The 17,692-nt window shown below is 55.9% G+C and carries 14 protein-coding genes, 2 rRNA genes and 1 pseudogene; 3 read left to right on the top strand and 14 right to left on the bottom strand.

Going from position 1 to position 17,692, the window contains the following annotated elements; genetic code table 11:
* Window positions 1–249 precede the first annotated feature (249 nt).
* A 23S ribosomal RNA gene (locus tag D3871_RS18270) occupies window positions 250–3,127 on the top strand.
* A gap of 156 nt (window positions 3,128–3,283) precedes the next feature.
* Window positions 3,284–3,396 (top strand): 5S ribosomal RNA (rrf, locus tag D3871_RS18275).
* Window positions 3,397–3,554: 158 nt separating this feature from the next.
* Here rrf and D3871_RS18280 read toward each other — a convergent pair.
* The 12 genes and pseudogenes from D3871_RS18280 to ompR all read right to left on the bottom strand — a co-directional run bounded on the left by D3871_RS18280 (window position 3,555) and on the right by ompR (window position 15,621).
* On the bottom strand, window positions 3,555–4,139 hold the full coding sequence (locus D3871_RS18280; RefSeq protein WP_119770519.1) for a chromate transporter: 585 nt from the start codon (window positions 4,137–4,139) through the stop codon (window positions 3,555–3,557).
* The gene (locus D3871_RS18285) at window positions 4,136–4,711 is read right to left on the bottom strand and encodes a chromate transporter (RefSeq protein WP_233575710.1); all 576 of its coding nucleotides are present in this window, start codon (window positions 4,709–4,711) and stop codon (window positions 4,136–4,138) included. Before D3871_RS18285 ends, D3871_RS18280 begins: the two co-directional genes overlap by 4 nt.
* A 302-nt stretch (window positions 4,712–5,013) precedes the next feature.
* Window positions 5,014–5,799, bottom strand: a complete 786-nt coding sequence (locus tag D3871_RS18290) for an SDR family NAD(P)-dependent oxidoreductase (RefSeq protein WP_119770521.1) — start codon at window positions 5,797–5,799, stop codon at window positions 5,014–5,016.
* 45 nt (window positions 5,800–5,844) lie between these two features.
* A complete protein-coding gene (locus D3871_RS18295; protein ID WP_119770522.1) occupies window positions 5,845–7,503 on the bottom strand; it encodes a long-chain fatty acid--CoA ligase in 1,659 nt (552 codons plus the stop codon).
* Window positions 7,504–7,541: 38 nt separating this feature from the next.
* Entirely contained in the window at window positions 7,542–8,315 is a 774-nt protein-coding gene (locus tag D3871_RS18300) for an SDR family oxidoreductase (RefSeq protein ID WP_119770523.1), read from the bottom strand.
* A gap of 9 nt (window positions 8,316–8,324) precedes the next feature.
* Window positions 8,325–8,640 (bottom strand): annotated as a pseudogene (locus D3871_RS18305) (acetyl-CoA C-acyltransferase); the annotation flags it as partial.
* A gap of 444 nt (window positions 8,641–9,084) precedes the next feature.
* Window positions 9,085–10,137 (bottom strand): VWA domain-containing protein, encoded by a 1,053-nt coding sequence (locus D3871_RS18310; RefSeq protein WP_119770524.1) that lies wholly within the window; start codon window positions 10,135–10,137, stop codon window positions 9,085–9,087.
* Complete coding sequence (locus D3871_RS18315; RefSeq protein ID WP_119770525.1) at window positions 10,134–11,069, bottom strand: DUF58 domain-containing protein; 936 nt, start codon at window positions 11,067–11,069, stop codon at window positions 10,134–10,136. Before D3871_RS18315 ends, D3871_RS18310 begins: the two co-directional genes overlap by 4 nt.
* Window positions 11,044–12,060 carry an AAA family ATPase gene (locus D3871_RS18320; protein WP_233575711.1) on the bottom strand — a complete coding sequence of 339 codons (1,017 nt, stop codon included), beginning with the start codon at window positions 12,058–12,060 and terminating at the stop codon, window positions 11,044–11,046. The genes D3871_RS18315 and D3871_RS18320 overlap by 26 nt, the downstream gene beginning before the upstream one ends.
* Window positions 12,061–12,087: 27 nt before the next feature.
* Window positions 12,088–13,068, bottom strand: a complete 981-nt coding sequence (locus D3871_RS18325; protein WP_119771429.1) for a S1C family serine protease — start codon at window positions 13,066–13,068, stop codon at window positions 12,088–12,090.
* 420 nt (window positions 13,069–13,488) lie between these two features.
* Window positions 13,489–14,841, bottom strand: a complete 1,353-nt coding sequence (locus tag D3871_RS18330) for an ATP-binding protein (protein ID WP_119771430.1) — start codon at window positions 14,839–14,841, stop codon at window positions 13,489–13,491.
* A gap of 12 nt (window positions 14,842–14,853) precedes the next feature.
* Window positions 14,854–15,621 carry an osmolarity response regulator transcription factor OmpR gene (gene ompR, locus D3871_RS18335; protein ID WP_119770526.1) on the bottom strand — a complete coding sequence of 256 codons (768 nt, stop codon included), beginning with the start codon at window positions 15,619–15,621 and terminating at the stop codon, window positions 14,854–14,856.
* A gap of 205 nt (window positions 15,622–15,826) precedes the next feature.
* On the opposite strand from ompR, the gene D3871_RS18340 reads away from it, so the two are divergent.
* A complete protein-coding gene (locus D3871_RS18340; protein WP_119770527.1) occupies window positions 15,827–16,183 on the top strand; it encodes a hypothetical protein in 357 nt (118 codons plus the stop codon).
* Window positions 16,184–16,266: 83 nt separating this feature from the next.
* Here D3871_RS18340 and D3871_RS18345 read toward each other — a convergent pair whose 3' ends face one another.
* Together D3871_RS18345 and D3871_RS30535 are read right to left on the bottom strand one after the other, a co-directional pair.
* On the bottom strand, window positions 16,267–17,106 hold the full coding sequence (locus D3871_RS18345; protein WP_119770528.1) for a Rossmann-like and DUF2520 domain-containing protein: 840 nt from the start codon (window positions 17,104–17,106) through the stop codon (window positions 16,267–16,269).
* Complete coding sequence (locus D3871_RS30535) at window positions 17,103–17,687, bottom strand: GNAT family N-acetyltransferase (protein WP_199724837.1); 585 nt, start codon at window positions 17,685–17,687, stop codon at window positions 17,103–17,105. Before D3871_RS30535 ends, D3871_RS18345 begins: the two co-directional genes overlap by 4 nt.
* Window positions 17,688–17,692: the final 5 nt, after the last annotated feature.

Below are 17,692 nucleotides of genomic sequence, written 5' to 3' on the forward strand. Positions count from 1 at the left end.
GATTTAGGTTTGATCTTTTGAGATCATTGGCTGTTTTTGTTCTTTAACAATCTGGAAGAAGTAGTAAAGAATTTATCAGTATGGACTGATGCGTTTGTGATGAGCGCGTTGGGAGATACTGGTGGGTTGTGATTGTATCAATCATAGGTAGGAAAGAGTTCTCGTGGTGACACGCGAGTAGTCTGGACTACGGCATATTCAAACTCATACTTTATAACGGGATTCTGGCGACAGAAGCCAACGTTATAGGGACAAGCGAATAAGTGCACATGGTGGATGCCTTGGCGATATCAGGCGATGAAGGACGTAGTAGCTTGCGATAAGCTGCGGGGAGCGAGCAAACACGCATTGATCCGCAGATTTCCGAATGGGGAAACCCGGCCCTTTGGGTCATCACTCACTGAATACATAGGTGTGTGAAGCGAACGCGGCGAACTGAAACATCTAAGTAGCTGCAGGAAAAGAAATCAACCGAGATTCCCAAAGTAGTGGCGAGCGAAATGGGAACAGCCTGCAAGATTTAGCAGTAGCGATAGCAAAACGGATTGGAAACTCCGGCCACAGAGGGTGATAGCCCCGTATGCGAAATCGGTATTGTGGAACTAGGCTTGCGACAAGTAGGGCGGGGCACGTGAAACCTTGTCTGAACATGGGGGGACCATCCTCCAAGGCTAAATACTCGATATCGACCGATAGTGAACCAGTACCGTGAGGGAAAGGCGAAAAGAACCCCGGAAGGGGAGTGAAATAGATCCTGAAACCGTGTGCATACAAACAGTAGGAGCCTCGCAAGGGGTGACTGCGTACCTTTTGTATAATGGGTCAGCGACTTACATTCAGTGGCAAGCTTAACCGAATAGGGAAGGCGTAGCGAAAGCGAGTCCGAACAGGGCGATTTCAGTCGCTGGGTGTAGACCCGAAACCAAGTGATCTACTCATGGCCAGGATGAAGGTGCCGTAACAGGTACTGGAGGTCCGAACCCACTAACGTTGAAAAGTTAGGGGATGAGCTGTGGGTAGGGGTGAAAGGCTAAACAAACTTGGAAATAGCTGGTTCTCTCCGAAAACTATTTAGGTAGTGCCTCAAGTATCACCACCGGGGGTAGAGCACTGTTATGGCTAGGGGGTCATCGCGACTTACCAAACCATTGCAAACTCCGAATACCGGTGAGTGCGAGCTTGGGAGACAGACGTCGGGTGCTAACGTCCGGCGTCAAGAGGGAAACAACCCAGACCGCCAGCTAAGGTCCCCAAGATTGGCTAAGTGGAAAACGAAGTGGGAAGGCTAAAACAGTCAGGAGGTTGGCTTAGAAGCAGCCATCCTTTAAAGAAAGCGTAATAGCTCACTGATCGAGTCGTCCTGCGCGGAAGATGTAACGGGGCTAAGCCAGTCACCGAAGCTGCGGATCTGCAGTAATGCAGATGGTAGGAGAGCGTTCTGTAAGCCTGCGAAGGTGTCTTGTAAAGGATGCTGGAGGTATCAGAAGTGCGAATGCTGACATGAGTAGCGATAATGCGGGTGAAAGGCCCGCACGCCGTAAGCCCAAGGTTTCCTGTTCAACGTTCATCGGAGCAGGGTGAGTCGGCCCCTAAGGCGAGGCAGAGATGCGTAGCTGATGGGAAGCAGGTTAATATTCCTGCACCGTCGTTAGATGCGATGGGGGGACGGATCGCGGAAGGTTGTCCGGGTGTTGGATGTCCCGGTTTGTGCATCGAAGAAGGCGCTTAGGCAAATCCGGGCGCGGAATTCAAGGGTGTGCGACGAGTGGCCTCGTGCCGCGAAGCAATCGGAAGTGGTTCCAAGAAAAGCCTCTAAGCTTCAGTCTAACGAGACCGTACCGCAAACCGACACAGGTGGGCGAGATGAGTATTCTAAGGCGCTTGAGAGAACTCGGGAGAAGGAACTCGGCAAATTGGTACCGTAACTTCGGGATAAGGTACGCCCTGGTAGTTTGAAGGCCCTGCGGCCTGAGGATGAAGGGGTTGCAATAAACTGGTGGCTGCGACTGTTTAATAAAAACACAGCACTCTGCAAACACGAAAGTGGACGTATAGGGTGTGACGCCTGCCCGGTGCTGGAAGATTAAATGATGGGGTGCAAGCTCTTGATTGAAGTCCCAGTAAACGGCGGCCGTAACTATAACGGTCCTAAGGTAGCGAAATTCCTTGTCGGGTAAGTTCCGACCTGCACGAATGGCGTAACGATGGCCACACTGTCTCCTCCCGAGACTCAGCGAAGTTGAAATGTTTGTGATGATGCAATCTACCCGCGGCTAGACGGAAAGACCCCATGAACCTTTACTGTAGCTTTGCATTGGACTTTGAACCAATCTGTGTAGGATAGGTGGGAGGCTATGAAGCGGTGACGCCAGTTGCCGTGGAGCCAACCTTGAAATACCACCCTGGTTTGTTTGAGGTTCTAACCTTGGTCCGTTATCCGGATCGGGGACAGTGCATGGTAGGCAGTTTGACTGGGGCGGTCTCCTCCCAAAGTGTAACGGAGGAGTTCGAAGGTACGCTAGGTACGGTCGGACATCGTGCTAATAGTGCAATGGCATAAGCGTGCTTAACTGCGAGACTGACAAGTCGAGCAGGTACGAAAGTAGGACATAGTGATCCGGTGGTTCTGTATGGAAGGGCCATCGCTCAACGGATAAAAGGTACTCTGGGGATAACAGGCTGATTCCTCCCAAGAGTTCATATCGACGGGGGAGTTTGGCACCTCGATGTCGGCTCATCACATCCTGGGGCTGTAGCCGGTCCCAAGGGTATGGCTGTTCGCCATTTAAAGTGGTACGTGAGCTGGGTTTAAAACGTCGTGAGACAGTTTGGTCCCTATCTGCCGTGGGCGTTGGAAGTTTGAGGGGGGCTGCTCCTAGTACGAGAGGACCGGAGTGGACGAACCTCTGGTGTACCGGTTGTCACGCCAGTGGCATTGCCGGGTAGCTAAGTTCGGAAGAGATAACCGCTGAAAGCATCTAAGCGGGAAACTTGCCTCAAGATGAGACTTCCCCAGGCCTTGAGCCTGCTAAAGGGTCGTTCGAGACCAGGACGTTGATAGGCTGGGTGTGGAAGCGCAGTAATGCGTTAAGCTAACCAGTACTAATTGCCCGTGCGGCTTGTCCCTATAACCTTGGTAGTTATACACAAGTATGAAGCGTATGCCCGATTGGACATCACGCCCGCCAAAAGAAGCGCAGAACCCCTGCGCACTACTTCTTCCCAGATTGCGTTGTTTGACGGATTGGCAATAACGATCCTGCAAGCAACACTACCAGTTATGCCTGATGACCATAGCGAGTCGGTCCCACCCCTTCCCATCCCGAACAGGACCGTGAAACGACTTCGCGCCGATGATAGTGCTGCAACCAGTGTGAAAGTAGGTCATCGTCAGGCTCGTACCCCCAAAACGCCTCCAGCTTAACCGCCGGGGGCGTTTTACTTTGCGCACCCCACGCACCAAGCACCACCGCTCCACAGTTCCACCACTCCCCGCTTCACATACACCTCCGCTTCCCGATTCCGGCAACTGCGCACGTCCCGTACTGGCTTTGTCAAATTATTCCGAACCACCCTAGTAATGCGCCGATCAGCAATAGAATGAGAAGATGTACTCTTGTCTTCCAAATCACTAGTGCCGCAATAATCGCTGCAAGCCATAATTTCCATTCGCCGTGATCAACACTATTGGAGCTTGCAAGTGTCCAGCTTGTCGAGAAGAGAAGTGCAATGACAATCGGTGCCATGCCAGACTTAAATGCGCGCACGGGCCTAAGATCGCGATTCTTATGCCCCCATTGAGCCGCGAGATATGTCATCGTCGTGCTTGGTAAAAGAATTCCGACCATGGTCACAAGCACTCCAAATAGCGCGGTGCTCCATCCGCCGGCATTCATGCCGACATTCCATCCCATGAGAGCAACGAAAAGAACATTGGGACCTGGAGCTGCCTGGGCAATAGCGATAGAAGCGTTGAATTGACTTGGCGTCAGCCAATGGTGTTCATCAACGAGAAAACGATGCATTTCTGCAGTAGTCGAAATCGCGCCGCCGATGGAGAGTAGTGACAGCAACAGATACTGAGCAAACAAATTCAGCCAGTCGGCCCATTCCAAGGTAAATCGCAACATCGTATTCATGGCTTGATTTTTTTGTAGGTAAGCAGACAAGCGATGCCGCCGAGAACCGGCAGCACATACATAAGAGGTAAGCGAAACAAGCCCACCGCGATAAATCCCAATACACAGAATCCAACCGCAAGCGCTTGACCAAGCGGATGCGTTTTCAAGGTGCTCGCCAGTTTGAGGCCGGTCGCGCCGATCAAACCTGCGGCTACCGCACCCATGCCGCGCAATGCTCCGGCCAAGCCAGGGTGACCGGCGAAATGCGCATACAGGACGGCCAGCAAAAGCAGCAAGACCAAGGGAACGGTGATCATGCCCGCCAACGCCGCAAGCGCGCCACGCAGGCCGAAATACCGCCCACCTATCATCAAAGCGAGGTTGACGACATTTGGTCCTGGCATGATTTGGGCGACTGCCCACTCTTCTATGAATTCCTCCCGTGTCATCCACCGTTTTTGCTCGACCAGGTTGTGCTGTACCACAGCCAACACGCCGCCAAAGCCTTGCAATGCGAGAAGAGTAAAGGAAAAGAAGAGGTCAGCCGGCGATTTGGGCTGACAGCATGACTTGTTATCTGCGGAACTCATTGACGAAGCGCGCGAAAAAGCACGCATTGGCGGTATGGAGAGACTCCATTTTACCTAATGTGATACATGCTTTGGAGCGCCAATGACCGAAGGAGCTGTGTAACGCAGGAATGGTCGAATAGCTCTTACGTATGGCATTCGAGGGCAGAAGAGCTGTGCAATGGCAATTGCGCGTCACAGGCAATGTCGCCATGCCTCATGGCGCGAATGCCGAACAAGTTTGTCGTATTCCGCTAGCTTGGCGGAGCACGACAAAAAAGAGTCGGTAAAAACGCATATCCGCGCTGATGCCCACTCAGGTTCTACACCTTCATCCCCGGCAAATTTAGCGACGCGGTATTGCCACCGTCGACCGGCAAAGCTTGACCGGTCACATAGCTCGCATCGTCGCTCGCGAGGAAGGCGATGACGGCAGCTACTTCCTCCGGACGTCCGTACCGACGCAGTTCGCAGCGCGAGCCAAGCTTGTCTTCCTTCTGGGCTGCGCGCGCCCGTTCGAATACCGGCGCAGTCATGCCGGTCTCGATCAAGCCCGGACATACCGCGTTGACCCGTACATTCCATTGCCCCAGATCGCAGGCGCTGGTCATCGTCAAATTGATCACTGCAGCCTTCGACGCACTATAAGCATTGCCACCTGCACCGGAACGTACCCCGGCCACTGAAGCAGTATTCACGATTGCGCCGCTCCGTTGCTCGCACATGATGCGCGAAGCATATTTGCTGAAGTGAACGGCACCCATTAGATTAACTGCCAGGATCTGATGCCAGACTCCGGTGTCGGTATCGGTAATGGCGGAATAATCGCCCCCCGAGATACCGGCGTTGTTGCACATTGCATCGATGCGTCCAAAACGGACGAACACATCGTTGACGCAGCGTTCCACTTCTTCTTCGCACGCGATATCGACAGCGCGCAGCCAGATTTTGGATGCGTCGGGGATTTGAGCTGCAAGCTCTGTCAAGCCGTCTTCATTTCGATCGACCAGGGCAACGCAGGCACCTTCTTGTGCCAGTCGCAATGCAGTCGCACGTCCGATCCCGCTGGCCGCACCTGTAATGATCGCCACCTTGTTTTCAAATCGCATGATGTCTCCGCTCTGCTGTATACGCGTGTTATTTGTCCAGGCCCCTCAGGTAGCGTTTTCTTTTTCCTGCAATTCACGCCACTGAATCTTGCCTGTCGATGATTTCGGAAGCGCGTCCGTAAATTGCACAATGCGCGGGCTCTTGTATGCCGCCATGTTCTGATGCGCCCAATCCACGATATCGCTCTCCGCGATCTTGCCGCGATATGCTTCCCGCAACACGATCACTGCCTTCACCGTCTCGCCGCGCTTGGCGTCGCGTGCGCCGATCACGCAGGCCTCCTGAATTGCAGGATGCTGGTACATCAAGGCTTCGACTTCGGCCGGCCATACCTTGAAACCAGATGCATTGATCATGCGTTTGAGCCTGTCGACCATGAAAAAATAACCGTCTTCATCAGTCGTTGCCAAATCGCCGGTGCGCAGGAAGCGTTTGCCCTCTATTTCCACAAAGGCTTCGCGGGTGCCTTCCGGATGATTCCAGTAACCCAGCATGACATTCGGCGCATTGACGATGATTTCGCCAACCTCGCCCGTCGGCAATTCATGAAAGTCGCTCGGATCGACCACCCGTGCGTCAACGTCAAACAGCGGAACGCCGAGGCATTGTTTTTTCGGTCTTTGCGGTGGATTGATATGGGTGGCGGCTATCGTTTCCGACATGCCATAGCCTTCGACGTAAGGTACCCCGATCACGTCATTCAGCTTTTGCGCGACGGCCTCCGGCATTGCCGCACCACCGCCGCGAACGCCCTTGATGCTGGACAGGTCGTAATCGCCGATCTTGGGATTGGCAAGCAGATCGACCACCATCGTGGAAATGACTTGCAGCGAAGTGACGCGGTAACGCTGTATGCATTCGGCGGCGATCTCACGGTCCCAGCGCGGTAACAGCACAATGGTGCTGCCGAGATATAGCGGCCCGCTCATGCTTCCCTGCATTCCTGTGACATGGAAGAATGGAAGCACCGACAGCATCACCGCGTCCTGCTGGCTGCCGAACCATTGCATGCTCGCGACTACGCTGTACATGACACTGCGATGCGTGTGCATGCAACCCTTGGGGTTGCCGGTCGTGCCTGAGGTGTATGGCATCACGCACAGATCGTCGGGGCCCGCCGTGATCGGTCCGGGCCGCAGATTGTGTACCAGCATATCGGTCCACAGCGTCACGCCAGGACCGGCGAGCGCTTCACGTGGCGCCTTGACGAAGGCTGGCATATCCAAATCGGTCGGCTGCTTCAGATAGTCGGAATAGGCGGCGACCAGGATATGTTCAAGGCCATCCCCGAGCAAAGGCGACATTTGCGCAAACAAATCCTGCGGCACGATCGCGGTGGTCGCGCCGGTGTCGGCGACATAGTGGCGCAGCTCGCTGGTGCGATTCATTGGATTGACCGGTACCACGACGGCGTTTGCGCGCAGGATGCCGTAATACGCCAGGATGAATTGCGGACTGTTCTGCAGGTAGAGCAGTACGCGATCGCCTTTTTTGACCTTGCACTCTTGCTGCAGATAGCCGGCAATGCGCTCGGCCTCATCACGGAATTCCGCGAAGGTGATCGGCGTGTCGTAGAACAGGATATAAGGCTTGTCGGGAAAGCGGGCCGCCGACACTTCAACGTTGTAGAAAAGATTGGTCTGCGGCACAGTCAGGTGGTTTGGCAGCGTGCCTGGCCAAAATGCCATATGGCGATCGGACATGGTTTTCTTGGATAAGTGGTTAATGCTGCAAGCCTGGCTTACACGGCACTGATTCCGCCGTCGACAGCGATCGCCTGGCCGGTGATGTGACGCGACGCTTCCGACGCGAGAAAGACGACGATTCCCTTCAGGTCTTCGGCGCCGCCAATACGATGGAGCGGCGCACGCGCGATCACATTCTCGGAAACCTTTTCAAGCAATCCCGCCGACATCTTTGAAGGGAAAAAGCCGGGACAGATCGCATTAACATTGATATTGTATTTCCCCCATTCCGAAGCCAGCGCACGGGTGAAATTGACAACAGCACCTTTCGAGGTGTGATAGGCAATCGTACTGACATTCGTCGCGCTGCCGCGCAATCCCGCGACCGATGCGATGTTGAGGATTTTGCCCGACTTTCTCGGAATCATGCTGCGCCGGGCGACTTCACGTGCGAGGAAAAACAGCGAGTCCACGTTAAGACCCAGCACCTTGCGCCAGGCTTCGTCGGGATAGTCCTCTGCCGGTGCGCTCCAGGTAGCGCCGGCATTGTTGACCAGAATGTCGATCGCACCGAAACGCTGCACGGCCTGGTCGACCATCGCCGGAATCTGATCGGTCTTTGCCAAGTCGTTCACGATGGTTAACACTTCATAACCGGATTGTTCGAGATGCGATTGCGCTTGTTCCAACTCATCGGCCTTGCGTGCAGTTAATACCAGCTTGCATCCCATTTCGCCAAGCGCTTCCGCCATCTGCAATCCCAAGCCGCGTGATCCGCCGGTGACCAATGCAACCCGACCTTCAAGCTGGAACAGTTCCTTGACGCTCATCATGCCCTCCTAGCAGACTTCGAACAGACCGGCAGCACCTTGACCGCCGCCGACGCACATCGTCACCACCACATAGCGAACACCGCGACGCTTGCCTTCAATCACTGTATGCCCGACCAGCCGCGAACCGGTCACGCCGTACGGATGCCGACCGCGATCGCACCACCGTTGACATTCAAGCGCTGATCCGGAATGCCGAGGCGACCGCGGCAGTACAAGACCTGGACTGCGAACGCTTCATTCAACTCCCACAAGTTGATATCGCCATCTTCAAGCCGTTGCGCTCCAGTAAGCGTGAAATCGCAACCACCGGTCCTAAGCCCATTTACAGCGTCATGCATGAAGGTTTTCTCCATAAATGCCATGCCGGTACAAAGCCGGAAATCAGGCACTAGTTCTGCATAGCGAAACATGATTCTGCTAATAGAGCTGATCGTAACAGGCGTGCCGTTTGATGTAAAGAACGCCATCAGCAAAAGTCAAATGCCAAGGGAGAAAAGTAATTTCTCTGAGGTAATCTATCGCCACATCGCGAAGTAATATGCGTCCTCGGCCACGCTTAATACGATCGCGGAGCTGGTGTTTCACTGTGCGTACACAGACAGGGCGTACCATCGCACAACGCTTCGGATCACGCTGTTACGCATGGGGCGGCGGCGCGACGAACCAGACAGAGATGAAATCATCCTTGCCGGGTCTTCCACTCTGGCTTGATAGATGTCGGTGGTCGGCGGGACGATGGTGACCAGGATTAAATATGCAGCCGCGGTTAGAGCAGACGATTGAACCACAGCATCGATAGCATGGCTGACAGCAATGCAAGGCAGGCCGCTGCTGCGGCAAACAGGGCGGTGATTTCTGTTTCCTTGCGTTCCAGCGTCAGCTTGGAATTGAGCATTTTGTATACCTTGCTCAAGTCATCCGCCGTGCCGGCATAGAAGTACTCGGCACCTGTGGCATTCGCAATCTTTTTCAGTGAATCCTCATCCAGGCGCACATGCATCGACCATCCCTCGCCGGCGACGACTTCTCCTTCGATGGTTCCTATCCCGACGGTAAAGACGCGTACGCCACGCTCGGCGGCCATCATCGACGACTCGACCGGATCCGGTCCGGTTGTCGTCTGTCCATCGGTAAGCAGAATGATTGCGGCGGACATGTAGGAACCCGGTTGCACCGGCTTGAAATCGGGCCGCTTGTCCTTGGGTGAGTCGCCGAGCGCGCGGGAGCCGGGACCGTCGCGCGCGGCCGGGCGCGGATCGGTGGAATTCAGATTGAACTCGACGTCGGGAAAAATTGCCTTCAGCGAAACCAGTATCCCGCTACCGATCGCGGTGGCGCGCTGCAGCTGTATGCGATCGATGGCATCCAGAATATCCTGGCGGTTTTCGGTGGGTGGCTGCGTCAGCGCTGCAGTGCCGGCAAAGGTCACCACCCCTACACGCGTATTGCGCGGTTGTTGTTCAACGAATCCGCGCACCGCAGCTTGAGCGGCGGCAATACGGGTCGGCGCCACGTCGTTGGCACGCATGCTGCCCGATACATCGATAGCCAGAATGACCGTTTCATATTGGGACGGCAAGGTGATCAGTGCCGCAGGCCGCGCGATCGCCAGCAGCATCACGCTGAATGCCATCAGAAAGAGTAGCGGCGGAATATGGCGTCGGAACCGCTGCGACGGGCCCATCGCTTCCTTGATGATCGACAAGCCGGCATACCGTACAGCGTGTTTTTTCCTGCGCCGCAATAGTAGCCAATAGCTCAGCACGAGCAACGGCACACACAACAGACACCAAAGGAATGTTGGCCAGATAAAAGTCATCGTCGCCCCGCATGCAGTGACAAGGAGCTGCCTGCCATCAGACGGCTGCGGCCCTTGCGCATTTCGGAAAAACGCAGCAGCGCATCTACAACCGAATCCTCGGTCGACAGTTCAAGCACATCGACCCCGGCATAGGAAAATGCTTCGTGCAAGGCATCTTCGCGCCGCGTGACTGCGGCGGTAAAGCGGCTGCGGAACACATGGTCGTGCGTGTCCACCAAAAGTTGTTCGCTGGTTTCGGCATCCTGCATCGTCAACAAGCCAAGATCCGGCAATTCCATTTCCAACGGATCGTACAGACGCATGGCGAGGATGTCATGCCGCTGTGCCAGGAGCGCCAAGGGCTTTTCCCACCCGGGCTGGGAAATGAAATCGGAAATCACAAAGACCAGCGAGCGGCGTTTCATCATTTGCGCGGAAGTTTCAAGCAAGTCCTGCAAACGGGTAGCGCTGGATTGCGCAAGCGGTTGGCGCGTCATCATCCGATGCAGGATTTGCAGAACATGGCGGCGTCCGCTGCCGGCGGGAATAATGGTATCGACATTCCCGCCGTAAAACAGCGCGCCCACCCGATTACCGTGACGGCTCAGCATGCTGGCAAGCAGCGCCACCAGTTCCAATGCCTGCGCGCGTTTGGTGACTTGCTGCGAACCAAAATCTTCCGACGGGCTCAGGTCGAGCAAAAACCATGCGGTCAAATCGCGTTCTTCATAATACTCGCGGACATAGGGTGTCTGCATCCGTGCAGTGACGTTCCAGTCGATATGCCGTACGTCATCGTGATACTGATATTCGCGTAAGTCCGCAAGGTCCATGCCCATTCCGCGGAACAGGGTATGGTAATCGCCATGCAGCATGCCATCGAGCTGACGCAATACAGTCAGTTCGATGCGACGGAGAACGGCTTCAGGCGCTGGCGTCAACTCTGACATGGGTTTCAAGCATCCTTTCCGGTGCTGGTATGTGTTTCATGATGCGATGGATGATATGGTCCGGCGTGATCGCGTCGGCCAAGGCCTCGTAAGACAATGAAAGACGATGGCGCAGCACATCCGGAACCAGGTCGCTGACATCTTCCGGTCTGACATGATTGCGACCGCGCAAAAGAGCCAAGGCGCGCGCGCCTTCGATCAGATGGATCGACGCCCTTGGACTGGCGCCGCAAGTCAGGTAATGCGCCAGATTGGGCACGTTGTAGCGGTCCGGATTACGCGTGGCTGCTACCAACCGCACTGCGTAATGCACAAGTGAAGGATCGACATAGCATTCGCGACATTGCTGTTGCAGGTGCGCAAGTTGCTCGGTGGTGGTGACTGCCGCAATGTCGGGTGCCGGACCGGTAACCCGGTTGACGATCACGAATTCTTCTTCTTCGCTCGGATACTGGACCAGCACCTTCATCATGAATCGATCGACTTGCGCTTCGGGCAATGGATACGTGCCTTCGGTTTCAATCGGGTTCTGCGTCGCCATGACCAGGAAGGGATTGGGCACCATGTGCGTCTCGCCCGCGATAGTGACCTGGCACTCCTGCATGACTTCCAGTAACGCGCTCTGCACCTTCGCGGGAGCACGATTGATTTCGTCTGCAAGAATCAGGTTGGAAAAAACCGGACCGAGCGAGGTGGTGAACTCGCTCGTCTTCTGATTATAGATCCTGGTGCCGATCAGGTCGGCGGGGACCAGATCGGGCGTGAACTGGATGCGCTTGAAACTGCCCTGAATGGTGCGCGCCAGCGTTTTGACTGTCAGCGTTTTTGCGAGCCCGGGAACACCTTCGACCAGCAAGTGTCCACCGGCAAGAATGGCGACCAGCACGCGTTCAAGAAAATGGTCCTGACCCACCACGACGCGTTTGACCTCGTACAGGACCCGTTCCATCTGGCGGGACACTTCGGTGCTGATTTTATCTCTGTCTTCCATGGGCCTCTGCCTGGTGAATGCTGCGTTTCAAAATGGTGCTTCTCCTGCGGCTGCGGCTGCGGTTTCGATCGGTACCGCAAACCCGATACCAATGAAGGAGCCTTGCGGATTCGGGCTCAGGATGGCGGTCACGATGCCGACGACCTCGCCGTTCATTGTGATCAGGGGACCGCCGGAATTTCCCGGATTGGCTGCCGCATCGAACTGGATCAGATTGGCCAGCACCCGTTCTTCGTCGTCCGACTGATAATTGCGCTTCAAGCCGGAGACGATGCCGGACGATGCCGAGGGTCCGATGTTGAAGGGAAAGCCGACCGCGACCACCTTGTCGCCGATTGCCAGACCTTGGCTCGATCGCAATGTGGCGGGAATCAGGTCATCCGGCACAGTGCTTGCCTGCAGCACGGCGAGATCGTTCTCCGGCTGCTTTTGAACAATGACCGCATCCGACTTGGTGCCGTCGGCGAAATCGATCTGTATCTTGTTATTGCCCTCGACCACATGCAGGTTCGTCAGGATGATGCCCCTATCTACGACGACTACGCCGGTGCCGACTCCCAATGCCTTGGTCGGATTGCTTTCATCGTTATTTTTTTCGCGGCCTACCTGCGTTACACGTACTACGGAAGGGCGGATGCGGGCGAAAGCCTTTGCTTCCGGCGACGGCAGAATATTTTGCTCAAGCGTATGCATGACCGCGGCATCGATGTCACGCTGCGTCAGTTTTCGCTCTGCCGATTGCAGGTGACTGAAAGCATAGAACAGCGTACTGCTCAACAGAACCGACACCAGCACCAGCAGCAGACGCTCGTGTTTTGTCGCAAAGTTTCGTACGCCGCTGGTACGGCGCGGTGCGACAGGCGCGTCCTCGGCTATGGGCTCGGTTGATTTGACAGGTGATGCGGTCGAGCCCGTAGCCTGCGCGTCTGCCTCTTGCGGAGCTGCCGGCATGGCCGCATCGACGCGACGATTCCGGGTCGACTTGCTATAGAGGGGATTTTTTTTCATCTGGTGCCCATCGCCTGCGGCCACCTTCTCCTGAGCTGCGATGCTGAACGCCACAACGGCGAACAACGGCAGCACACGTGTAACCGTTTTCCGTAGACGCTGCCGTTGGAAATTTGTTTCGCGCGCGCGTCACATGTAACGAATTTATACCGGCGAACAAAGGTTTATTTGTCTCAGCGCAAAAGGGCGGTGACCTAAGATGATGATGGGAAATATTTGCGGCCGCGCAGTGAAACGTAATGCGCGTTAAGACGCTAATCGCGGAGGGCGTCGCCTAGACTGAATGGCTGTTTTTTAATCCGGAGCGTAACGCATGGAAACGAAAAACACAGTACCAATATACCGTAAGCTGGTCGGACCTGAATGCCAACATGCATTTGCGAAACACTGCTAGGAGGCGCGCGTCGCCGATCTCCATGCCTAGGCAAGTGTGCCGGTTACCGGTATCGATATCCGGATCTGCAAGCCACCAGTGGGATTGTTCGACAACTTCATCACGCCATGATGCCGCTTGACGATACGGTCGACGATAGCCAGACCCAGTCCCGCGCCGTTTGCCTGCCCGCGTGCGGTATCGAGACGTGTGAAAGGCCGTAGCAGCCTTTCGATTTCCGCATCGGGTACGCCAGGACCGTGATCGGTTATTTCAACGACGGCCTGAGTGCCTTGAGTCTTGCAGCTGATATTGATACTGGTATGCTCGCTCCCCTCGGTTTTTCCATATCGGCGAGCGTTTTCGATAAGGTTGTTGACGACCCGCTTCAAGTCGGTTGCATTACCAAATACATTGACATGGTCGGCAATGCTGGCGCTTGCCTTTACATCCGGCAGACGTTCGGCCTCGTGCGCACACTCGCGCAACAGCGAACTTAAATCCACGCTTGCGACTTGCGACCTGTCGGAAGGCTTTGCGTATTCGAGAAACTGGCCAATGATTTCATCCATTTGCGCCAGATCGGACTGCATGCCCTGGCGTGCATCGTCCGGCAGCTTTGCCATCTCGACCTCAAGCTGCATGCGCGCCAGCGGCGTGCGCAAATCATGCGAGATGCCCGCAAGGATAACCGCTCGATCGGACTCGACGCGATCGAGGTCGGCAACCATCTGATTGAAGCTGCGGTTCGCTTCGCGAATTTCAGCCGGCCCGCGTTCCGGCAACGGATCCGGTTTGCGGCCCTTGGCAATCGAGCGCGTTGCGCTTGTGATACGTGCCAACGGCAGATTGATGAGCCGCGAGATAAAGACTGCGCCGAACAGCGAAAGCACCAGCGTGGTGGTCGCCAGCCCCAGCCACTGAATGCTGGACACGCCCTCGATCCGCTCGCGATCGAGCCGCAGCCAGTATTCATCCTCGTCGATCTTGAAACTGACCCAGAATCCGGAAACGTCGTTGACGCTGCCGGCAAATTTTGTACTCTGGCCGAGGCGTTCCTTCACGGTGGTTTCCAGCACCGGCATCAGACCGCTGTCCGGCGGCGGTTCGACGACGTCGGTCCCTTCCAGCGGATAAATACGGATGCCTTCGTTGCTCGCCAGATCGAACAGCAATTCGCGCCGCAGGTCGGGTGCCGAATGTGTGAGGGCCGCGCGGGTGATCGTGACAATGGAAATCACCTGCGCTGCCATTTGCTGCGCGCGCGGGGTACGTTCCACAATGCGAAAGCTCGCCACCCAAGCCATGATGCTGGCGGCGATCAGGAAGGCGAGCAGGAAGAAGGTGCGCCAGAACAGGCCGCTATTGAGCCAGTTAAGACGGTTTCCGATAAGCGGGATCAAGGTTGGACGTCAGCGCGGTTGGCCTTCGGGGATGAAGACATAGCCTAATCCCCAGACCGTCTGGATATAGATCGGGTTGGAGGGGTCGGGTTCGATCAGCTTGCGCAAACGTGAAATCTGCACGTCCAGACTGCGGTCGAATACTTCGTATTCGCGGCCGCGCGCGAGTTCCATCAATTTTTCGCGCGAGAGCGGTTGGCGTGCATGCCGCGCAAACACCTTCAATACGGAAAACTCGCCGGTCGTCAGCGATATCGACTCGCCATTTTTTTTCAGGGTGCGCGTGCCGAGGTCCAGGATAAAGTCGCCGAACGTGAAAGTCTGCGGTGTTTCAGACGGAGCGCCTGGAATCTCGTCCGGTCCCTTGCGGCGTAATACCGCGTTGATGCGTGCGACCAGTTCGCGCGGATTGAAAGGCTTGGGCAGATAATCGTCGGCGCCCATTTCCAGGCCGACGATGCGGTCGACGTCTTCGCCTTTTGCCGTCAGCATGATGATCGGCGTCTGGTCTCCGGCACCCCGCAGGCGCCGGCAGATGGACAATCCATCCTCGCCGGGCAGCATCAGGTCCAGCACCAGCAGATCATAGCGTTCCCGGATCCACAGCTTGTTCATCGCCTGAGCGTTTTCGGCCGTCACGACATTGAAGCCTTGTTCGGCAAGATACCGCCGCAGCAGGTCGCGCAGACGCAAGTCATCATCGACCACAAGTATCTTGCCCTGGTGACCGTTGGGGGCATGGGCGGGCGTATTGGTTGTCAGATTTGTCGTATTCATGGCGCTATGGTAACGTCAGAAAAAAATGCCGGATGATGTCTCGCGCAAACCATTACAAAGTGTTACAAACTTTACCTTACACGGATTATCGCGTCGCACAATCAAGCATACACTGGGTTCATGGTTATCGGGTCGGCTCGCGTTGGCGTGCATCCGGCCTTTGCGGGCTATCCCGTACATAGTGATGGTAAAGCGGTCTTGGACAATGCGACTCGAGCACATCGGCATATTTTCCCTCTTAATCCTTGGTCTGGCCAATGCATTTGCCGAACCGGGTGAAGCCCGTTATGTGGGGCGCGAGGTGGTGCGCGCATTCCAGGTTCAAAACGCCGCGCTGGACCGGGGCGAATATCGCAATGGCCAGCCGGTGCAAGGCGATCGCCGCCGTGGCCGTGAACTCAACGGACAGGACACTAGCGGATATGGTGCTCCAAACGACGGGCGGGGTAGCGAGACTGCTGACAATTCGCGTCGGCAGGGGCGCCTCAGCCCGGAAGAACGCCGCGCGCTGCGCCGGCAAATCGATGAAGTGGGGCATGATATCTATGCTCCCAAACGGTAATCCGTAATCGCCTAAGCACTGCGTCTCTTCGTAGTGCATGAACGGTTTGGCAACCTATCCCTTACAGACATCCCGCACTAAGCTCAAGTCTTCTGTCGGCGCCGTGCGGCGATATCGGACGTCAATTTTCCCAATTGTTTGTACAGTACGCCATGGCGCTCGTCCCATGTGTTGACCGCGCGATATTGCTTGACCGCCGTTGCAATGTCGCCCCGTGCAATCGGACCGGTAAGTGCCTTGGTCGTCCCCAGGCGGAACACATTGTCGACGGTGCCACGAACCAGCGGCTCCATGAGCTGTAATGCTGCTTCTTCAGGGATCCCCGCCTTGACGTAAGCCTGCACCGCTACGTCGAGCACCGTCACCAAGTAGTTCGATGCGAATACTGCGGCTGCATGGTACAGGGTTTTGAAATTGGCATCGATGGGTATTGTTCTTGCGCCTATGGCACCAAAGGCGGCTTGCAAAACGTTTAGCGCCTCGGCGTCGCCCTCGATGCCGCAAAACGTGCCGCCGAAGCTTGCTGCGACTTGCGCGGGATCTGCGAAGCTGCGGATCGGATGCACACTGGATATTGCGGCGCCTGCCCGGGTTGCAGCTGCAAGTATCGACGAGGGCAACGCTCCGCTGCAATGAAAGACGATATCTCCCTGTTTTAACTTGCCGCTTGCAGCCAATGCGTCGCAACTGGACGCAATATCATCGTCCGGGGTCGCAATCAGCCATGCATCCGCAGGTGGCATATTGCGTATATCGGATGCGGCAACGCCTGCTTGCATGAATGCAATGGCCTTTTCCGTGCTGGCCTGACTCCTGTTCATGATTGCTTGTATCGCAAATACCTGGTGCGTGGTCCACAGCCGCCCGAGTGTCATGCCCAGCTTGCCGCAGCCGATGATATTCATGGTCGGTGGCGTGCTCATCCCGCGCTGGCCCCTGCAGACCTTGCCACATCAACCGCCTGCCAATCGCGCTCCAGCAAGGAATAGCAGTTCAAATCATGAAAGCGCCCGTCCCAGTATGCCTGTTCGCGATGAACGCCTTCAAAGCGAAATCCCATACGGGTCGCGATGTCGATCGATGCTGTATTGTCGGGATGGGTTTCAGCCTGAATCCGGTGCAGGCGCATGGTCGTAAATCCGTAGTCGAGCATCGCGGCGAGCGCTTCGCGCATCAATCCCTGGCCATGGCAGTCACGCGCGATTTCATAACCGATCACGCAATTGCGCCAGCTTCTATTCCAGCGAAACAGTCCGCAGGTTCCTATCAGCCGTTGATCCTGCAAGCGTTCCAGACCCCAGCGAAAGCCGGTGCCCGCATCGAACCAGCTGGCAAACAGTTCGGCAAGATGGCGGGCCTCGGCGGCATCTGTCAAGGGATCGACCCCATACCAGCGCATCCATTCGCGGTCCGAATGGATGTCAAACAACGCCGGCGCGTCCAGCGCGGTAATCCGGCGCAAGCGCAGCCGGGATGTCTGTAGCTCCGGAAAGGTTCGCGCCATAGCTG

The sequence above is a fragment of the Noviherbaspirillum saxi genome (genome assembly GCF_003591035.1).
In the GTDB taxonomy this organism is placed as follows: domain Bacteria; phylum Pseudomonadota; class Gammaproteobacteria; order Burkholderiales; family Burkholderiaceae_D; genus Noviherbaspirillum; species Noviherbaspirillum saxi.